Genomic DNA, 16529 nt, shown 5'->3' on the forward strand with positions numbered 1-16529 from the left:
CCCTCATCGCGCCACCACCCGGCCCGGCACCAGCCGGCCCGCGCCCAGCAACACCGCCAGGCAGGTGATGGAGGTGACGATCACCAGGAAGTTGGCGGTGCCGTCCTGCCCGGCCTGCACCGCCTCGTAGACGGCGATGGACAGGGTCTGCGTCTTGCCGACGATGCTGCCCGCCACCATGAGCGTGGCGCCGAACTCGCCCAGCGCGCGCGCAAAGGCCAGCAGCAGGCCGGCGAGGATGCCGCGCCAGGCCAGCGGCAGCGTCACGCGAAAGAAGATCGGCCATTCGCCGAGGCCCAAGGTGCGCGCGGCGTCTTCGAGTTGCGGGTCCACCGTTTCGAAGGCGGCGCGCGCGGCCTTGAACACCAGCGGGAAGGCCACGATGGTGGCGGCGATGATGGCCGCCTCCACCGTGAAGATGAGCCGGACGCCGAAGTGCTGCAGCAGCCAGGCGCCGATCACGCCCTGGCTGCCGATGACCACCAGCAGGTAGTAGCCCAGCACGGTGGGCGGCATCACCAGGGGCAGGGTGAGCGCGGCGTCCAGCACGTCGCGGCCGGGGAAGCGAAGGCGCGCCAGCGCGTAGCCCACCGCCGTGCCCAGGAACAGGTTGAGCGCGGTGGCCCAACCCGCCACCTTCAAGGTGAGCAGCAGGGGGGTCCAGGCCTCGGCCATGACAGGCACCGCCGCGCGGCCTCAGGGCTTGCCGAAGCCGTACCTGGCCAGCACCGCCTGCGCCGGCGGCGTGAACAGGAACTCGATGAACTTCTCGCCCATGGCGGCGTTCGGGCCCGCGGGCAGCGACGCCACGGGGTAAAGAATGGGCTTGGGCGTGGGCACGGTGAGGGCGACCCTGACCTTGTCGGCCATCAGCGCGGCGTCGGTGGCGTACACGAAGCCCGCGTCGACCTCGCCACGCTGCACGTAGTCCAGGGCCTGTCGCACATTGGTGGCGCCGACCATCTTGGGCTCGATCGCGCCCCACAGGTTCGCGCCTTCGAGCACGCCCTTGGTGTAGCGGCCCACGGGCACGCTGGCGGGCAGGCCAATGGCGATGCGGGCGTAGGCGGGCTGGGTGAGGTCGGCCACCGCTTGGGGCGCCTTGGCGCTGGTGGCGGGCACGATGACCACCAGGCTGTTGGAGACGAAGTCGCGGCGCTGCGCGGGCTGGACGAGCTTCTGCGCCTGGGCCTGGTCCATGGTCTCCTGGTCGGCGCTGGCGAACACGTCGGCCGGCGCACCCTTGGCGATCTGCTGCAGCAGCACGCCCGAGGCCGCGAAGTTGAGCTGCACCTGGGTGCCGGGGTGGGCGGCTTCGAACAGCGGCGCGATGTCCTTGAAGGCGTTGGTCAGGCTGGCGGCGGCGGAGACGGTGAGGTCGGCCGCCTGGGCGGCGAGGCACAGGCCGGCGGCGAGGGCCAGGCCCAGGGGGCGGATCAGGCGGTGCTTCATGCGGTGGCTCGGTGAGGGTTTCGCTGTATTCGACTGAATATAGCGTATCGTTCACTTTGAACGACGCGGCGCGGCGCCGACGTTCCGTTTCCTGAACACCCGCGGGCCGACGACCCGCGCAAGTGCTTGATTCACAAGGGCCATGGCCCCCTGAACGCCCCGGCACGCCCCTTGCGCAAGAGCCGGCAGGGACTTCACCCCGCCAGCCCATGCCGCTCACCCTGCTCGTCCTCACCGCCCTGTTGTCCGCGCCCCTGCTGTGGGCGCTGCTGCGCTGGCGCGCGCCCCTGGCCGCGCTGGCCTGGCTGCTGCCGGCCGCGCTGTGCGCCGGCTTTGCCGGCCTGCTGCCCGAGGTGCTGGCCAGCGGCGCGCGCGTGGAGGTCAGGCCCTGGATTCCCAGCCTGGGCGTCGCCCTGGCGCTGCGCGCCGACGGCCTGTCGCTGCTGTTCGCGCTGCTGATCACCGGCATCGGCAGCTTCATCTTCCTGTACGCCGCGCGCTACCTCGCGGGGCACGCGGACATTGCGCGCTTCTTCGCGCGGCTCACGCTCTTCATGGGCGCGATGCTGGGCGCGGTGCTGGCCGACGACCTGATCGCGCTGCTGGTGTTCTGGGAGCTCACCAGCCTGGCGTCCTTCCTGCTCATCGGCTTCGCGCCCGAGCAGGCGGCCTCGCGGCGCGCGGCCCAGCAGGGCCTGCTGATCACCGTGGGCGGCGGGCTGGCGCTGCTGGCCGGCGCCCTCCTGCTGGGGCAGGCCGCGGGCACGTTCCGGCTCTCGGAAATCCTGGCCATGGACGGGCTCGCTTCGCATCCGAACGCGGCCTGGGTGATCGCGCTGGTGGCGCTGGGCGCCTTCGCCAAGTCGGCCCAGGTGCCGCTGCACGCCTGGCTGCCCAACGCCATGGTGGCGCCCACGCCGGTGTCGGCCTTCCTGCATTCGGCCACCATGGTCAAGCTGGGCGTGTACCTGCTGGCGCGCCTGAACCCGGTGTACGGCGAGCATGCGCTGTGGACCGGCCTGCTGCTCACGGCCGGCCTGGCCACCATGCTCACCGGCGCGCTGCTGTCGCTGCGCGAGACCGACCTCAAGCGCGTGCTGGCGTATTCGACGGTGGTGTCGCTGGGCACCCTGGTCACGCTGATCGCGCTGCCGCACCCGCTGGCGGCCACGGCCATGGTGGCCTTCCTCATCGTGCACGCGCTCTACAAGGCCTGCCTCTTCATGGTGGCGGGCATCGTGGACCACGAGGCCGGCACGCGCGACAGCACGCGCCTGGGCGGCCTGGCGCGGCGCATGCCGCTGACGGCGGCCACGGCGCTGCTGGCCGGCCTGTCCATGGCCGGGCTGCCGCCCTTCGTGGGCTTCGTGGCCAAGGAACTGGTGTACGAGGCCCAGCTCAGCGGCAGCGCGTCCTGGCTGCCGGTGGCGGTGGCCATCGTGGCCAATGCGGTGATGGTGGCGGTGGCCGGCGTGGTCACGGTGCGCGCGTTCTGGGGACCGCTGCGCCCCACGCCCCACACGCCGCACGATCCGCCACTGGCCATGGGCCTGGGCCCCGCGCTGCTGGCCGCGCTGGGCCTGCTGCTGGGCCTGGCGCCCGGGCTGGCCGGCGATCTGGTGCAGGCCGCCGCGAGCGCCGTGGCCGGCCACGCCACCGCGGCCACCCTGTCGCTGTGGCACGGCCTCACGCCCATGCTGGCGCTGAGCGCCTTCACCCTGGCCCTGGGCCTGGCGATCTACCGCGGCTGGGAGCGCCTGCACCGCGCGCTGGCGGCGCGCGAGGCCATCGCCACCCACGGCCCCGACGCGGCCTACGACCGCGCCATGGCCGCGCTGCAGCGTCTGGCCCTGTGGCAGACGCGGGCCATTCAGTCGGGCAGCCTGCGCCGCTACCTGGGCGCCACGCTGGTGGTGGTGGGCGGGGCGGTGGGCCTGACGGCGTTCGCGCGCGGCGCGCTGGCCTGGCCCAGCCCGGACGGTGCGGCATCGCTGTACGCGCTGCTGCCGGCGCTGCTCCTGCTGGCGGCCTGGGCCGTGGTGCGGGCGCGCGGCTTCCTGCGCGGCGTGGTGGCGGCGGGCATGGTGGGCTTCGGGCTGGCGCTGGTGTTCCTGTTCCATGGCGCGCCAGACCTGGCGTTCACCCAGTTCTCGGTGGAAGCGGTGGCCATCGTGGTGCTGCTGGCCGTCGTGGGGCGTTTGCCCTTCGCGCGCGAGGACGCGCGCACCGCGCCGCAGCGCCGGGTGGACGCGGCCATCGCCATCGGCTTCGGCGCGGTGGCCTCGCTGCTGCTGCTGTCGGTGCTGGCCACGCCCTTCGATGAGCGCCTGTCCGACTTCTTCCGCGCCGCGAGCGTGCCCGAGGCGCATGGCCGCAACCTGGTGAACGTGATCATCGTGGACTTCCGCGCCCTGGACACGCTGGGCGAGATCACGGTGCTGGCGCTGGCCGCGCTGGCGGCGGCGGCGGTGCTGGCGGGCACGCGGCGCTCGCGGGCCACCGACGCCGCCCACGAAGAGGAGGGCGCGGCATGAACTCCCCCATCCTGAACGTGGCCGGGCGCCTGCTCCTGCCGCTGGCCCTGCTGTTCTCGCTGTACCTGCTCTGGCGCGGCCACAACGCGCCCGGCGGCGGCTTCGTCGGCGGCCTGGTGGCGGCGGCCGGCTTCACGGTGCACGCGCTGCCGCGCGGGCGCGCGGCCCTGCTGAAGGCGCTGCACTGGCCACCGGCCTCGATCGCTGGTGGCGGTCTCTTGCTGGCGCTGGTGTCCGGCCTGCCCGCGCTGTTTCTGCAGACGCCCTTTCTCACGCACCAGTGGCAGTTCTGGGACAACGGTCTCGCGCTGGGCACGGCGCTGGTGTTCGACATCGGCGTGTACCTCGCGGTGCTGGGCGCGGTGTGCGCGTTTGTGGGCTACTACCTGGGGGAGGGCGCGGATGTCTGAGCGTTACTCTCGCGAAGCTTCTTCTGCTCGAAGGGCAATGGGCTTGGGGGGCCAGGGCTCAGGCTGGCGCGGTCGGCTCTGCGAGCCGACTCCCTTGCGCTACTCGGCTTGGGGCAGTGCGGCGGAACTCGCTGCGTGGGCTTCGCCCACTCCGCTCAAACAGCCGCCGCCAATCCGTTCACGAAGCGCGCTGCGCGCGCCTGCCCCAAGCCTGCCTTGCTCAGCGCCCCAGACATCGCCCCAGCCCCCCAAGCCCATTGCCCTTCAAGCCCACCACCGTGTGGACACGCGCCGGTTCATCAAGCCCGCGAACAACGAGAACACGAGATGGAAACCCTCTACGCCCTGAGCTTCGGCGCCCTGCTGGCCGCCGCGCTGTACCTGCTCATGTCGCGCCAGCTGCTGCGCATGGTGCTGGGCCTGCTGCTGCTCGGCAATGCGGTGAACCTGGCCATCTTCGTCGCCGGCCGGCTGTCGTCGAACACGCCACCCCTGGTGCCCGAGGGCGCCCTGGCCATCGCCACCAGCGCCAACCCCCTGCCGCAGGCGCTGATCCTCACCGCCATCGTCATCTCCTTCTCGCTCGTCGCCTTCACCGTGGTGCTGTTCGAGCGCGCCCACCGCGCCCTCGGCACCCTGGACCCCGACGCCATGCGCGAGGCCGAGCCGCGCAGCGAGGCCGCGCCATGAGCCTGATGACGCCCCACCTGCTGCTCACCCTGCCCGTGGCCATCCCCCTGGCCACGCTGGCCCTGTGCGCCCTGCTGCAGTCCAGGCCCGCGTTGCAACGCGCCATCAGCCTGCTCGGCAGCGCCGGCCTCTTGGTCGCCAGCGGCCTGCTGCTGCGCGCCGTGCTCGACGGCCGCGTGCTCGCCACCCAGTTCGGCAGCTGGGCCGCGCCCTTCGGCATCAGCTTCGTGGCCGACCGCTTCGCCGCCGCCATGGTGGTCATCACCGGCCTCATGGCCGTGGCGGTGTCGGTCTACGCGCTGGCCAGCGGCGCCAAGGAACGCGAGCGGGCCTGGTTCCATCCGCTGTACCACGGCCTGCTGCTGGGCGTCACCGGCGCCTTCCTCACGGGCGACATCTTCAACCTCTACGTCTGGTTCGAGATCATGCTGATCGCGTCCTTCGGTCTGCTGGTGCAGGGCGGCACGCGCGCGCAGCTCGACGCGGGCGTGAAGTACGTGGTGCTCAACCTGCTGGTCACCACGCTGTTCCTGCTGGGCGTGGGCCTGCTCTACGGACTCACGGGCACGCTCAACATGGCGGACCTGTCGCTGGCCCTGCCCGAGGTGCGCAACCAGGGCCTGGTGGCCACGCTGGCGCTGCTGTTCCTGCTGGCCTTCGGCGCCAAGGCGGCGGTGTTCCCGCTGTTCTTCTGGCTGCCGGCGGCCTACCACACGGCCAGCGCGCCGGTGGTGGCGATCTTCGCGGCCCTGCTCACCAAGGTGGGCGTGTACGCCATCCTGCGCTGCTTCACGCTGGTGTTCGGCGGCACGCTGGACTTCATCGGCCCCATCGTGGGCGCGCTGGCGGCGCTGACCATGGTCACGGGCGTGCTGGGCGCGGCGGCGCACTACGACGTGCGGCGCATCCTGTCCTTCCACATCATCAGCCAGATCGGCTACATGCTGGTGGGCCTGGCCGTGGCCACGCCGCTGGCCATCGCGGGCGCGGTGCTCTATGTGCTGCACCACATCGTGGTGAAGGCCAACCTGTTCCTGATCGCGGGCGCGCTCCGCCTGGCCGGCGGCTCGTACGAGCTCAGGCGCATCGGCGGCCTGCACCGCAGCGCGCCGCTGCTGGCCCTGCTGTTCGTGGTGCCCGCGCTGTCGCTCGCGGGGCTGCCGCCGCTGTCCGGTTTCTGGGCCAAGTTCCTGGTCATCCGCTCCAGCCTGGAGGCTGGTCACGCGGTGCTGGCCGCGGTGGCGCTGGTGGTGGGCGCGATCACGCTGTACTCCATGCTCAAGATCTGGAACGAGGCCTTCTGGAAGGCGCCGAGCGAGCTGTCGATGCGCGCCGCGGGCGAATGGCGCGCGCGCGGCGCGGCGCGCGCGGTGATGCTGCTGCCCATCGCCGCGCTGACCGCCATCACGCTGACGATCGGCCTGTGGGCCGAGCCCTTCGTGGACTTCTCCCTGCGCGCGGCCGAGCAGATGCTGGGCCGCGAAGCCTATGTCCAGGCCGTGCTGGGCGCCGCCACGCCCGCCCCGGCCCCCATGCCCCCCTTGCCCGAAGGAGCCGCCCCATGAAACCTCTGCTGCGCCGCGCGCGCGCCTGGCTGGTGCTGTCCGGCCTGTTCGCGCGCGAACTCGCTCTGTCGGTGAACGAGGTGCTGCGCGCCGTGCTGCGGCCTTCGCGCGTGCAGCGCAGCGGCATCGTCGCCGTGCCGCTGAGCCTGCAGGGCGACACCGCCATCGCGCTGCTGGCCAACCTGGTGACGCTCACGCCGGGCACCACCAGCCTGCACCTGTCCGAGGACAGGGGCGTGCTCTACGTGCACGCCATGAACCTGAGCGACGACACGGTCGCGCAAATCCAGAGCGGCTTCGAGCGCCGCGTGAAGGAGTGTCTGGAATGAACCCCACCCTGTTCGATGGCGTGCTGACGCTCAGCGCGCTGCTGCTGGCGGGCGCGGTATTGGCCGCGGGCGTGCGCATCGTGCGCGGACCGGCCGCCGCCGACCGCGTGATCGCGCTGGACATGCTGGGCCTGATCGGCGTGGCCGCCGCCGGGCTGGCCGCATTGGTGGCGGACGCGCCGGCCTTCGTGGACATCGCCCTGGGCGTGGCGCTGGTGGGCTTCCTGGCCACCGTGGCCTTCGCCGGCTTCATCGCGCGCGCCGCGCGGCCCACCGAGGAGGAACGGCCATGAGCGGGTGGATCGGATCGGCGCTGCTGCTGGGCGGCGCGCTGCTGTGCCTGCTCGCGGCGCTGGGCGTGCTGCGCCTGCCCGACTTCTTCATGCGCATGCACGCGGCCACCAAGGCCGGCGTGGCCGGCAGCGGGCTGGTGCTGCTGGGCGTGGCGGCGCTGCACGGCGACACGGCGACCTGGGTCAAGGCCGCGCTGGCGGTGCTGTTCCTGCTGCTCACCACGCCGGTGGCGGGCCACCTCATCGGCCGCGCGGGCTATGTGAGCGGCGTGCCCTTGTGGCGCGGCACGCGCGAGGACGCGCTGCGCGGCGTGTTGCCGCGCGGCGGCCTGGACGAGCAGGGTCCCGCGGACGCGGCGCCGGTCCGGCGCGTGGTGCTGGCGCTGGCCGCCGGGCCGCACGTCGACGCCGCCATCGCTCAGTCGGTGGCGCTGGCGCGGCGCCACGGCGCCGAGCTGTGCGGCGTGGCGGTGATCGACCTGCCGCGCCTGCAGAACGTGGGGCCGGTGCCGATCGGCGCGGGCTGGCACGCGCAGCGCCTGCGCGAGCACCGCATCGCCCAGGCCCGCCACGCGGCGGCCGACGTGATCGAGCGCTTCGAATCCGCCGCCCGCGCCAGCGGCCTGGCCTGGTCGGCGCGGCTGGAAGAGGGCCGCCCGCACACCGTACTGCGCGCCTGCTGCGACGACGCCACCGTGCTCGCGGTGGCCGCCGAGGGCTGGTTCGACCAGGGCGTGCTGGACCTGCGCGTGGACGTGGCCAGCCGCCTGGACCTGGCGGGCCTGCGGCCGCCGCGCGTGCTGCGCTGAGCGCGGGCCTACGATCGGGGGCTCCATGCCCCGATCGCCCATGACCCGCTGGATCCACCGCTTGCCCATGACCGCGCGCCTGTCCCTCGCGGTCGTCGCCGTCATCCTGGTCACGGCGCTGGGCACCACGCAGATCGCCATGCAGGGCCTGCTGCGCCAGGTGGAGCGCCAGATCGAGCGCACCGGACAGATCTACCTCGACGGCCTGGCCGCCGCGCTGCTGCCGCCGGTGATCGCCAACGACGCACCCGGCATCCAGCGCGCGCTCGACGAAGCCCTGCGCATGCACCAGGGCCTGGTGGACCGGCACCTGTTTCTGCTCGACACGGACGGCCGCATCCTGGCGCGCGCCGACCGCGTGGGCCTGCCCGAGGCGCCGCTGCCCAAGGCCATCGCCGAGGACACACGCGGCGACAAGATCGATACGAACGACGGCAGCTACTGGGTGTGGCGCCCGCTCAGCGACGACCGCCTGTTGGCCGGCGAACGCGCGGGCGCGCTCACCGTCGTGGCCAACCTGGACCTGGCCGACTACGTGGCCGAGCGCCAGCGCCTGTGGTGGCGCGTGGTGGTGTTCAACCTGGGCCTGGGCACGGTCTGCGCGCTGCTGGGTGTGCTGGTGATGCGCCGGCTGCAGCGCCCGCTGGACCTGCTCACGCGCCACCTGCAGCGCACCGGCGAGGCCGGGCCCGAGCCAGTGGCCGAGACGCTCATCCCGCCCCACGACGGCGAGAACGCGCGGCTGCTGCGCGCCTACAACCGCATGGCCGGCGCCGCGCGCGAGCGCGAGGCCCTGATCGCGCGCCTGGCCGAGCAGGAGCGCGAGGCCGTGCTGGGCCGCCTGTCGGCCACGCTGGCGCACGAGGTGCGCAACCCGCTGGCCGGCGTGCTCACCGCCGTCGACACGCTGCGCCGCTTCGGCGACCGCCCCGCGGCGCGCGCCGAGGCGCTGGACTTCATGGAACGCGGCCTGCGCGCGATCGGCGGCGTGGTCGACGCCACCCTGGCCACGCACCGCCCCAGCGCCAAGGAGCCCGCCTTCGACCCGCGCGACCTGCAGGACGTGCAGCGCCTGCTGGCGCCGCAGGCGCGCCGCGCGGGCGTGGCGCTGGTGCTCGAATCCCGTTTGAGCGAGGCCGTGCCGCTGGCCGGCGGCGAGGTGCGCCAGGTGCTGCTGAACCTGCTGCTCAACGCCATCCAGGCCTCGGCCCAGGGCGCGCGCGTGACGCTGCGCTGCGAGCCGCGCGAGGACCACCTGTGGCTGGAGGTGGCCGACGAGGGCGCGGGCCTGCCGGGGCCGCTGGCCGCCAGCCTGGAGCGGGGCGAGGCCCCCGCGCCGGGCGCCGGCCTGGGCGTGGCCGTGGTGGTGCGCCTGGTGCAGCGCCTGCGTGGGCGCGTGGCGGTGCAGGCACACTCGGGCCGGGGCACGCGCATCACGCTCGAGCTGCCGTTCGACGGCGGCGGCCCCGCCGACCCACCGCCCGCGCCATGACCCACGCCCCCCCCGCCATCCACGTGCTGCTGATCGAGGACGACGCCGTGCTCGGCGGCGCGCTGGTGCAGCGCCTGCGGCTGGAGGGCTTCGAGGTGGTCCACGCCAGCGACGGCGCGCAGGCCCTGGCCGCGCTGCGCCGCGCGCGGCCCGACTTCGTGCTCAGCGACATCCGCCTGCCCGACGGCTCGGGCGAGGCGCTGTACCGCCGCGCGCTGCCCTACCTGGGGCGCACGCCCATCGTCTTCGCCACCGCCTTCGCCGACGTCGGCCAGGCCGTGCGCCTGGTGCGCGCGGGCGCCGACGACTACCTCACCAAGCCCTTCGATGTCGACGCACTGGTCGAGCGCATCCGCGCCCTGGTGCCCGCGGCCGGCGGCGACGGGCCGGCGCTGGGTTTCGGCCTGTCGCCCGCCACCGAGCGCCTGGCGGGCGACCTGGAGCGGCTGGCCGCGCGCGACGTGCCGGTGCTGCTGCTGGGCGAGACCGGCGTCGGCAAGGAGGTGGCGGCGCGCCAGCTGCACGAGCGCTCGGCGCGCGCGGGCGAGCCCTTCGTGGCGGTGAACTGCGGCGCGGTGCCGCGCGAACTGATGGAGAGCCAGTTCTTCGGCCACGAGCGCGGCGCCTTCACCGGCGCCAGCGGCGCGCACGCCGGCTGGTTCGAGGAGGCCGGCGGCGGCACCCTGTTCCTCGACGAGATCGGTGAACTCGACCCGCGCCTGCAGACCGCGCTGCTGCGCGTGCTGCAGGACGGCCATTTCCGCCGCCTCGGCGCGCGCCAGGACCAGCGCTTCCGCGGGCGGGTGGTGGCCGCCACCAACGCGGACCTGCGCGCGCGCATCGCCGAACGCAGCTTCCGCGAGGACCTGTACTACCGCCTGGCGGTGGTCGAGCTGCGCGTGCCGCCGCTGCGCGAGCGCCCGGACGAGGTGCTGCCGCTGGCGCGCGGCTTCCTGCGCCAGGCCGCCGAGCGCCAGGGCCTGGCGCCGCCCCCGCTGACGGCCGAGGCCGAGGCCGCGCTGCGCGCGCACGCCTGGCCCGGCAACGTGCGCGAACTGCGCAACCGCATCGAGCGCGCCATGGCCTTGAGCGAGGCACTGGCCCTGGGCGCGGCCGAGCTGTTCCCCGAGCGAGCGCTCGACGAGCCCGGGCCCGCGGCCACGCTGGCCGACGCGCGCGAGCGCGCCGAGCTGGCGCAGATCGAGCGCGCGCTGGAACAGTCGGGCGGGCGCCTGGCCGAGGCCGCGGCGAGCCTGGGCGTTTCGCGCACCACGCTGTGGAAGCGGCGCAAGAAGCTGCAGGGCGGCGACGGCGAGGGCGGCGCGGTCTGACACAGGGGAAACGCGCGCCCGGTTTTTTCGCGTGAGGGCCGCGGGCGTCCCCTAGACTTGGGCCATGTCCTTGTTTTTCCTGCTGATATTGCCCTTCGTGGGCTGCGTGGTCGCGGCGCTGCTGCCGACGAACGCACGCAACCTCGAATCGTCCTGGGCAGCGCTGGTGGCCCTGGGGGTGGCCATCCCGCTGGTCCTGATCTACCCCGAGGTGCGCGACGGCGCCGTGCTGATCGAGCGATTGAGCTGGCTGCCCGCCCTGGGCATCGACCTCATCGTGCGCATCGACGGCTTCGCCTGGATGTTCGCCATGCTGGTCAGCGCCATGGGCCTGCTGGTCATCGTCTACGCGCGCTACTACCTCTCGGCCGAAGACCCGGCGGCGCGCTTCTATTCGCTGCTGCTGGGCTTCATGGGCGCCATGCTGGGCGTGGTGCTCTCGGGCAACCTGGTGCAGCTGGTGGTGTTCTGGGAGCTCACCAGCGTCTTCTCCTTCCTGCTGATCGGCTACTGGACGCACCGCAAGGACGCGCGGCGCGGCGCACGCATGGCCTTCACCGTCACGGCCACCGGCGGGCTGGCGCTGCTGGCGGGCGTGCTGCTGCTGGGCCACATCGTGGGCAGCCTGGAGCTGGAGGTGGTGCTGGCGGCCGGCGAGCGCATCCGCGAGCACCCGCTGTACACGCTGGCGCTGGTGCTCGTCCTGCTGGGCGCGCTCACCAAGAGCGCGCAGTTCCCCTTCCATTTCTGGCTGCCGCACGCCATGGCCGCGCCCACGCCGGTGTCGGCCTACCTGCACTCGGCCACCATGGTCAAGGCCGGCGTCTTCCTGCTGGCGCGGCTGTGGCCGGCGCTGGCGGGCACGCCGGAGTGGTTCTGGATTGTTGGCGGCGCGGGCCTGGCCACGCTGCTGCTGGGCGCCTACGCGGCCATGTTCCAGAACGACCTCAAGGGCCTGCTGGCCTATTCCACCATCAGCCACCTGGGCCTGATCACGCTGCTGCTGGGTCTCAACAGCCCGCTGGCCGCGGTGGCGGCGGTCTTCCACATGATGAACCACGCGACCTTCAAGGCCTCGCTGTTCATGTCGGTGGGCATCATCGACCACGAGACCGGCACGCGCGACATGCGCCGCCTGGACGGCCTGTTCCGCTCCATGCCCATCACCGGCACCCTGGCCATCGTGGCCTGCGCGGCCATGGCGGGCGTGCCGCTGCTCAACGGCTTTCTCTCCAAGGAAATGTTCTTCGCCGAGACGGTGTTCGTGAGCGCCAGCCCGGTCATCGAATATGGCCTGCCCGCGCTGGCCACGCTGGCCGGCGTGTTCGCGGTGGTGTATTCGCTGCGCTTCGCGCACGACGTGTTCTTCGGCGCGCCGCCCGACTGCCCGCGCCAGCCGCACGAGCCCGTGCACTGGATGCGCGTGCCGGTGGAGCTGCTGGTGCTGGCCTGCATCGTGGTGGGCACGCTGCCGGCCTGGTCCGTGGGGCCGCTGCTGGCCATGGCCGCCACGCCGGTGGTGGGCGGCGACCTGCCGGCGTACAGCCTGGCGGTCTGGCATGGCTTCAACACACCGCTGGTGATGAGCCTGATCGCCACCGGCGGCGGCGTGGTGGCCTACCTGCTGTTCGGCCAGTGGCTGAAGCGGCGCGACAGCATCCGCGCACCGGGCCTGCTGGGGCTGGACGGGCGCGCCGTGTTCGACAGCGCCCTGACCGGGCTGACCCGGCTGGCGCGTTGGCTGCAGCGCCTGCTGGGCACGCAGCGGCTGCAGCCGCAGCTGTTCTGGATGGTGCTGATCGCCGGCCTCGCCGGCCTGGGCTCGGCCCTGGTGGTGCCGCTGAGCTGGGGCGACCGCCCGCGCATCCCGGCCACGCCCGGCTTCGTGCTGCTGTGGGCGATCGGCGTGACCTGCGCCGTCGGCGCCGCGTGGCAGGCCAAGTTCCACCGCCTGGCGGCGTTGATCATGCTCAGCGTCGTCGGCCTGTGCCTGTGCATCACCTTCGCCTGGTTCTCGGCGCCCGACCTGGCGCTCACCCAGCTCGCGGTCGAGGTGGTGACCACGGTGCTGTTCCTGCTGGGCCTGCGCTGGATGCCCAAACGCGTGCAGGAAGACGACCCGCTCTACCTGCGGCGCACCTTCTGGCGCCGCCGCCGCGACCTGGTGGTGGCGGTGCTGATCGGCGCCGGCCTGGCCGTGCTGTCCTACGCCATGCTCACGCGCACCGCGCCGATGTCGATCTCGCCCTTCTTCATCGACAACGCGCTGCCGCAGGGCGGCGGCACCAACGTCGTCAACGTGATGCTGGTGGACTTCCGGGCCTTCGATACGCTGGGCGAGATCACGGTGCTGGGCATCGTGGGCATCACCGTGTACGCGCTGCTGCGGCGCTTCCGCCCGCCGGTGGAGGTGATCGACCGCCCCGCGCAGCAGCGCGCGGTGCCGCAGCACATCGAAAGCGACCTGGTCACGCGCGAGGACGGCGACACGCCGCAGCGCTACCTGGAGGTGCCCGCCGTGCTGGTGCGCCTGCTGCTGCCGGTGGCCGCGGTGTTCGCCTTTCACCTCTTCATGCGCGGCCACAACGAGCCGGGCGGCGGCTTCGTCGCCGGTCTGGTGGTGGCCATCGCCTTCATCGCGCAGTACATGGTGAGCGGCACGCGCTGGGTGGAAGACCGCATGCGCCTGGTGCCGCCGCGCTGGATCGCCTTCGGCCTGGCCGTGGCACTGGCCACCGGCCTGGGCTCGCTGGCGCTGGGCTACCCCTTCCTCACCACGCACACCGCGCACCTGACCTGGCCGCTGGTGGGCGAGGTGCACGTTCCCAGCGCGGCGCTGTTCGACCTCGGCGTGTTCACGGTGGTGGTGGGCTCCACGCTGCTGCTGCTCACGGCCATCGCCCACCAGTCGCTGCGCGCGCGCCGCCAGCAGGCGGCGCAGGAAGACGACGACGCCGGGCAGGCGCAAGAGAAAGGAGCCCCCTGATGGAACTGATCGTCTCGATCGCCATTGGCGTGATGGCCGGCGCGGGCGTCTGGCTGGTGCTGCGGCCGCGCACCTTCCAGGTGCTGATCGGCCTGTCGCTGCTGTCGTACGCCGTCAACCTGTTCATCTTCAGCGTGGGCAGCCTGTCGGTGGACGCCGAACCCATCGTGCGCCCCGGCCTGCCGGCCGACCTGCAGCACTACACCGACCCGCTGCCGCAGTCGCTGGTGTTGACGGCCATCGTCATCGGCTTCGCCACCACGGCGCTGTTCCTGGTGGTGCTGCTGGCGCTGCGCGGCCTGTCCGGCGGCGACCACGTCGATGGCCGGGAGGAGGGCCCATGAACGCCGCACGACCGCTCGAAGGGGGGCGCACCGCAATGCGCCGCGCGGGGGTGATCCGATGATCGCCGCCACCGAACACCTGCTGGTGGCGCCCGTGTTGCTGCCGCTGGGCACGGCCGCGCTCATGCTCATGCTGGGCGAGGGCCGCCGGCGCACCAAGGCCGCGATCAACACCGCCTCCACCGCGCTGGGCCTGGCGCTGGCGATCTGGCTGCTGCTGCGCGTGCAGGCCGGCGGCCCGGCCGCCTTTGGCGTCTATCTGCCGGGCAACTGGCCGGTGCCTTTCGGCATCGTGCTGGTGGCCGACCCGCTGGCCGCCTTCATGGCGGTGCTGGCGGGGGCGGTGGGCCTGGCCGCGCTGCTCTATGCCCTGGCGCGCTGGCAGCACGCGGGCGTGTACTTCCACGTGCTGTTCCAGCTGCAGCTGATGGGCCTGTACGGCGCCTTCCTCACGGGCGACCTGTTCAACCTGTTCGTGTTCTTCGAGGTGCTGCTGGCCGCCAGCTACGGCCTGCTGCTGCACGGCGGCGGCATCGCGCGCGTGCGCGCCGGCCTGCACTACATCGCCATCAACCTGTTCGCCTCGCTGCTGTTCCTCATCGGCGTGGCCTTGCTGTATGGCGTCACGGGCACGCTGAACATGGCCGACATCGCCGACAAGCTCAGCCTGGTGGCCGATCGCGACCGCGGCCTGCTGCACGCGGGCGCGGCCATCCTGGCCATCGCCTTCCTGGCCAAGGCCGCGCTGTGGCCGCTCAACTTCTGGCTGCCGCCGGCCTACGGCGCGGCCAGCGCGCCGGCGGCCGCGGTGTTCGCCATCCTCACCAAGGTGGGCGTGTACGCCGTGCTGCGGCTGTGGACGCTGTGCTTCCCCGCCGACGCCGGCAGCTCGGCCGGCTTTGGCGGCACGGTGCTGATCTGGGGCGGCCTGGCCACCCTGGCCTTCGGCGCCATCGGCATGCTGGCCTCGCAGCAGCTCAACCGGCTGGCCGGATTCAGCGTGATCGCGTCCTCCGGCACCTTGGTCGCGGCCATCGGCTTCGACGCGCCCGCGCTCAGCAGCGGGGCGCTGTTCTACCTGGCCAGCTCCACCCTGGCCGGCTGCGCGCTGTACCTGCTGGTGGAGCTGCTGGAGCGCGCGCGCCAGGTGCCGGAGGGCCCGGAGGACTGGGACGACGGCAACTACGCGCTGCCCGCCTTCCTGGACGCCGAGCCGCCGCGCGGCATCAACCTCGACGACAACGAGGAAGAACTCATCGGCCGCGCCATTCCGGCCGCGCTGGCCTTCCTCGGCGTGGCCTTCACCCTGTGCGCCATGGTCATCGCCGGCCTGCCGCCGTTCTCGGGCTTCGTCAGCAAGCTGGCCATGCTGGGCGCGCTGCTGGAGCTGCGCGGCGCCGCCGCCTGGACGCTGTTCGCGCTGCTCATCGTGTCGGGCCTGTTCGCGGCCATTTCGCTCATGCGCGTGGGCATGCGCCACTTCTGGACCACGCAGGACCGGCCCGCGCCGCGCCTGCGCGTGGCCGAGACCCTGCCCATCGCCGCGCTGCTGGGCGCCGCCCTGCTGATGGTGGGCCAGGCCGAGACCGTGCTGGGCTACACCCGCGCCACGGCCGACTCGCTGCACGAGCCGCAGCGCTACATCGACGCGGTGCGCGGCGCGATCACCGTGCCGCACCCCAGCGTTCGCGGAGGCACGCCATGAAGCGCCTCACCGATGCAGCGCCGCCCGCGGCCCCGAAGCGGGCGCCTTCGGGCGTCCGGGCGGCGATCCTGCCGTCCCCCTGGCTGTCGCTGGGCCTGTTCGGCGGCTGGCTGCTGCTCACGCGCAGCCTGGGCTGGGGCCAGATCGGGCTGGGCCTGCTGGTGGCGGTGGTGGTGCCGCTGCTGATGGCGCCGCTGCGCCCCACGCCCGGCCCGCTGCGGCACTGGGGCACGCTGATCCGCCTCATCCTTCGCGTGGGCCGCGACGTGGTGCGCTCGGCGATCGACGTGGCGCTGGGCGTCGCGCGCTCGCGGCGCGAACCGCCGCGCGGGCGCTTCGTGGTGATCCCTCTGGACCTGCGCAACGTGCACGGCCTGGCGGCGCTGTCCATGATCACCGCCGTCATCCCCGGCACCGTGTGGTGCGAACTCGCGCCCGACTGCGCGGCGCTGCTGCTGCACGTGTTCGACCTGGACGACGAGGCGGCCTTCATCGCCCACTACAAGGCCGACTACGAACTGCCCCTGAAGGAGGTTTTTGGATGAGCAAGGCACGGCCGCCCGAAGGGGCCCGCACCGCGGCGCGCTGC

General features: G+C 73.1%; 15 protein-coding genes. 13 read left to right on the forward strand and 2 right to left on the reverse strand.

What is annotated here, in order from left to right:
* Positions 1-3: 3 nt before the first annotated feature.
* Positions 4-675, reverse strand: a complete 672-nt coding sequence (gene modB / locus SOM08_RS00380; protein WP_322470722.1) for a molybdate ABC transporter permease subunit — start codon at positions 673-675, stop codon at positions 4-6.
* A gap of 21 nt (positions 676-696) precedes the next feature.
* Complete coding sequence (gene modA / locus SOM08_RS00385) at positions 697-1452, reverse strand: molybdate ABC transporter substrate-binding protein (RefSeq protein WP_322469825.1); 756 nt, start codon at positions 1450-1452, stop codon at positions 697-699.
* A 209-nt stretch (positions 1453-1661) separates the two neighbouring features.
* On the opposite strand from modA, the gene mbhE reads away from it, so the two are divergent.
* From mbhE to SOM08_RS00450, 13 genes are all read left to right on the forward strand, one after another.
* On the forward strand, positions 1662-3986 hold the full coding sequence (mbhE, locus tag SOM08_RS00390) for a hydrogen gas-evolving membrane-bound hydrogenase subunit E (RefSeq protein WP_322469826.1): 2325 nt from the start codon (positions 1662-1664) through the stop codon (positions 3984-3986).
* Positions 3983-4396 carry an MnhB domain-containing protein gene (locus tag SOM08_RS00395; RefSeq protein WP_322469827.1) on the forward strand — a complete coding sequence of 138 codons (414 nt, stop codon included), beginning with the start codon at positions 3983-3985 and terminating at the stop codon, positions 4394-4396. The genes mbhE and SOM08_RS00395 overlap by 4 nt, the downstream gene beginning before the upstream one ends.
* A 327-nt stretch (positions 4397-4723) precedes the next feature.
* Complete coding sequence (locus SOM08_RS00400; protein WP_116959089.1) at positions 4724-5086, forward strand: NADH-quinone oxidoreductase subunit K; 363 nt, start codon at positions 4724-4726, stop codon at positions 5084-5086.
* Positions 5083-6651, forward strand: coding sequence for a Na+/H+ antiporter subunit D (locus tag SOM08_RS00405; protein WP_245980945.1), 1569 nt, complete (start codon positions 5083-5085; stop codon positions 6649-6651). The genes SOM08_RS00400 and SOM08_RS00405 overlap by 4 nt, the downstream gene beginning before the upstream one ends.
* Positions 6648-6980 (forward strand): Na+/H+ antiporter subunit E, encoded by a 333-nt coding sequence (locus SOM08_RS00410; protein ID WP_116959086.1) that lies wholly within the window; start codon positions 6648-6650, stop codon positions 6978-6980. Before SOM08_RS00405 ends, SOM08_RS00410 begins: the two co-directional genes overlap by 4 nt.
* Positions 6977-7273, forward strand: coding sequence for a monovalent cation/H+ antiporter complex subunit F (locus SOM08_RS00415; protein WP_116959084.1), 297 nt, complete (start codon positions 6977-6979; stop codon positions 7271-7273). The genes SOM08_RS00410 and SOM08_RS00415 overlap by 4 nt, the downstream gene beginning before the upstream one ends.
* Complete coding sequence (gene mnhG / locus SOM08_RS00420) at positions 7270-8082, forward strand: monovalent cation/H(+) antiporter subunit G (RefSeq protein ID WP_147326223.1); 813 nt, start codon at positions 7270-7272, stop codon at positions 8080-8082. Before SOM08_RS00415 ends, mnhG begins: the two co-directional genes overlap by 4 nt.
* A 40-nt stretch (positions 8083-8122) precedes the next feature.
* Positions 8123-9574, forward strand: coding sequence for a sensor histidine kinase (locus SOM08_RS00425; protein ID WP_181936482.1), 1452 nt, complete (start codon positions 8123-8125; stop codon positions 9572-9574).
* Positions 9571-10905, forward strand: a complete 1335-nt coding sequence (locus tag SOM08_RS00430; protein WP_322469828.1) for a sigma-54 dependent transcriptional regulator — start codon at positions 9571-9573, stop codon at positions 10903-10905. Before SOM08_RS00425 ends, SOM08_RS00430 begins: the two co-directional genes overlap by 4 nt.
* A gap of 64 nt (positions 10906-10969) precedes the next feature.
* The gene (locus tag SOM08_RS00435; protein ID WP_116959078.1) at positions 10970-13891 is read left to right on the forward strand and encodes a monovalent cation/H+ antiporter subunit A; all 2922 of its coding nucleotides are present in this window, start codon (positions 10970-10972) and stop codon (positions 13889-13891) included.
* A complete protein-coding gene (locus tag SOM08_RS00440) occupies positions 13891-14235 on the forward strand; it encodes a Na+/H+ antiporter subunit C (RefSeq protein WP_070399613.1) in 345 nt (114 codons plus the stop codon). Before SOM08_RS00435 ends, SOM08_RS00440 begins: the two co-directional genes overlap by 1 nt.
* A gap of 58 nt (positions 14236-14293) precedes the next feature.
* Positions 14294-15940, forward strand: coding sequence for a monovalent cation/H+ antiporter subunit D (locus SOM08_RS00445; protein ID WP_116959076.1), 1647 nt, complete (start codon positions 14294-14296; stop codon positions 15938-15940).
* Positions 15937-16485, forward strand: a complete 549-nt coding sequence (locus SOM08_RS00450) for a Na+/H+ antiporter subunit E (RefSeq protein ID WP_322469829.1) — start codon at positions 15937-15939, stop codon at positions 16483-16485. Before SOM08_RS00445 ends, SOM08_RS00450 begins: the two co-directional genes overlap by 4 nt.
* Positions 16486-16529 lie beyond the last annotated feature (44 nt).

It is taken from the genome of Hydrogenophaga sp. SNF1 (assembly GCF_034421675.1).
Lineage (GTDB): Bacteria > Pseudomonadota > Gammaproteobacteria > Burkholderiales > Burkholderiaceae_C > Hydrogenophaga > Hydrogenophaga borbori.

Coding starts and splice junctions, on each gene's coding strand:
- SOM08_RS00450 (WP_322469829.1), top strand. CDS start 15,937: ATGAAGCGCCTCACCGATGCAGCGCCGCCCGCGGCCCCGAAGCGGGCG.
- SOM08_RS00425 (WP_181936482.1), top strand. CDS start 8,123: ATGACCCGCTGGATCCACCGCTTGCCCATGACCGCGCGCCTGTCCCTC.
- mbhE (WP_322469826.1), top strand. CDS start 1,662: ATGCCGCTCACCCTGCTCGTCCTCACCGCCCTGTTGTCCGCGCCCCTG.
- modA (WP_322469825.1), bottom strand. CDS start 1,452: ATGAAGCACCGCCTGATCCGCCCCCTGGGCCTGGCCCTCGCCGCCGGC.
- SOM08_RS00415 (WP_116959084.1), top strand. CDS start 6,977: ATGAACCCCACCCTGTTCGATGGCGTGCTGACGCTCAGCGCGCTGCTG.
- modB (WP_322470722.1), bottom strand. CDS start 675: ATGGCCGAGGCCTGGACCCCCCTGCTGCTCACCTTGAAGGTGGCGGGT.
- SOM08_RS00445 (WP_116959076.1), top strand. CDS start 14,294: ATGATCGCCGCCACCGAACACCTGCTGGTGGCGCCCGTGTTGCTGCCG.
- SOM08_RS00400 (WP_116959089.1), top strand. CDS start 4,724: ATGGAAACCCTCTACGCCCTGAGCTTCGGCGCCCTGCTGGCCGCCGCG.
- SOM08_RS00410 (WP_116959086.1), top strand. CDS start 6,648: ATGAAACCTCTGCTGCGCCGCGCGCGCGCCTGGCTGGTGCTGTCCGGC.
- SOM08_RS00430 (WP_322469828.1), top strand. CDS start 9,571: ATGACCCACGCCCCCCCCGCCATCCACGTGCTGCTGATCGAGGACGAC.
- SOM08_RS00395 (WP_322469827.1), top strand. CDS start 3,983: ATGAACTCCCCCATCCTGAACGTGGCCGGGCGCCTGCTCCTGCCGCTG.
- SOM08_RS00440 (WP_070399613.1), top strand. CDS start 13,891: ATGGAACTGATCGTCTCGATCGCCATTGGCGTGATGGCCGGCGCGGGC.
- mnhG (WP_147326223.1), top strand. CDS start 7,270: ATGAGCGGGTGGATCGGATCGGCGCTGCTGCTGGGCGGCGCGCTGCTG.
- SOM08_RS00405 (WP_245980945.1), top strand. CDS start 5,083: ATGAGCCTGATGACGCCCCACCTGCTGCTCACCCTGCCCGTGGCCATC.
- SOM08_RS00435 (WP_116959078.1), top strand. CDS start 10,970: ATGTCCTTGTTTTTCCTGCTGATATTGCCCTTCGTGGGCTGCGTGGTC.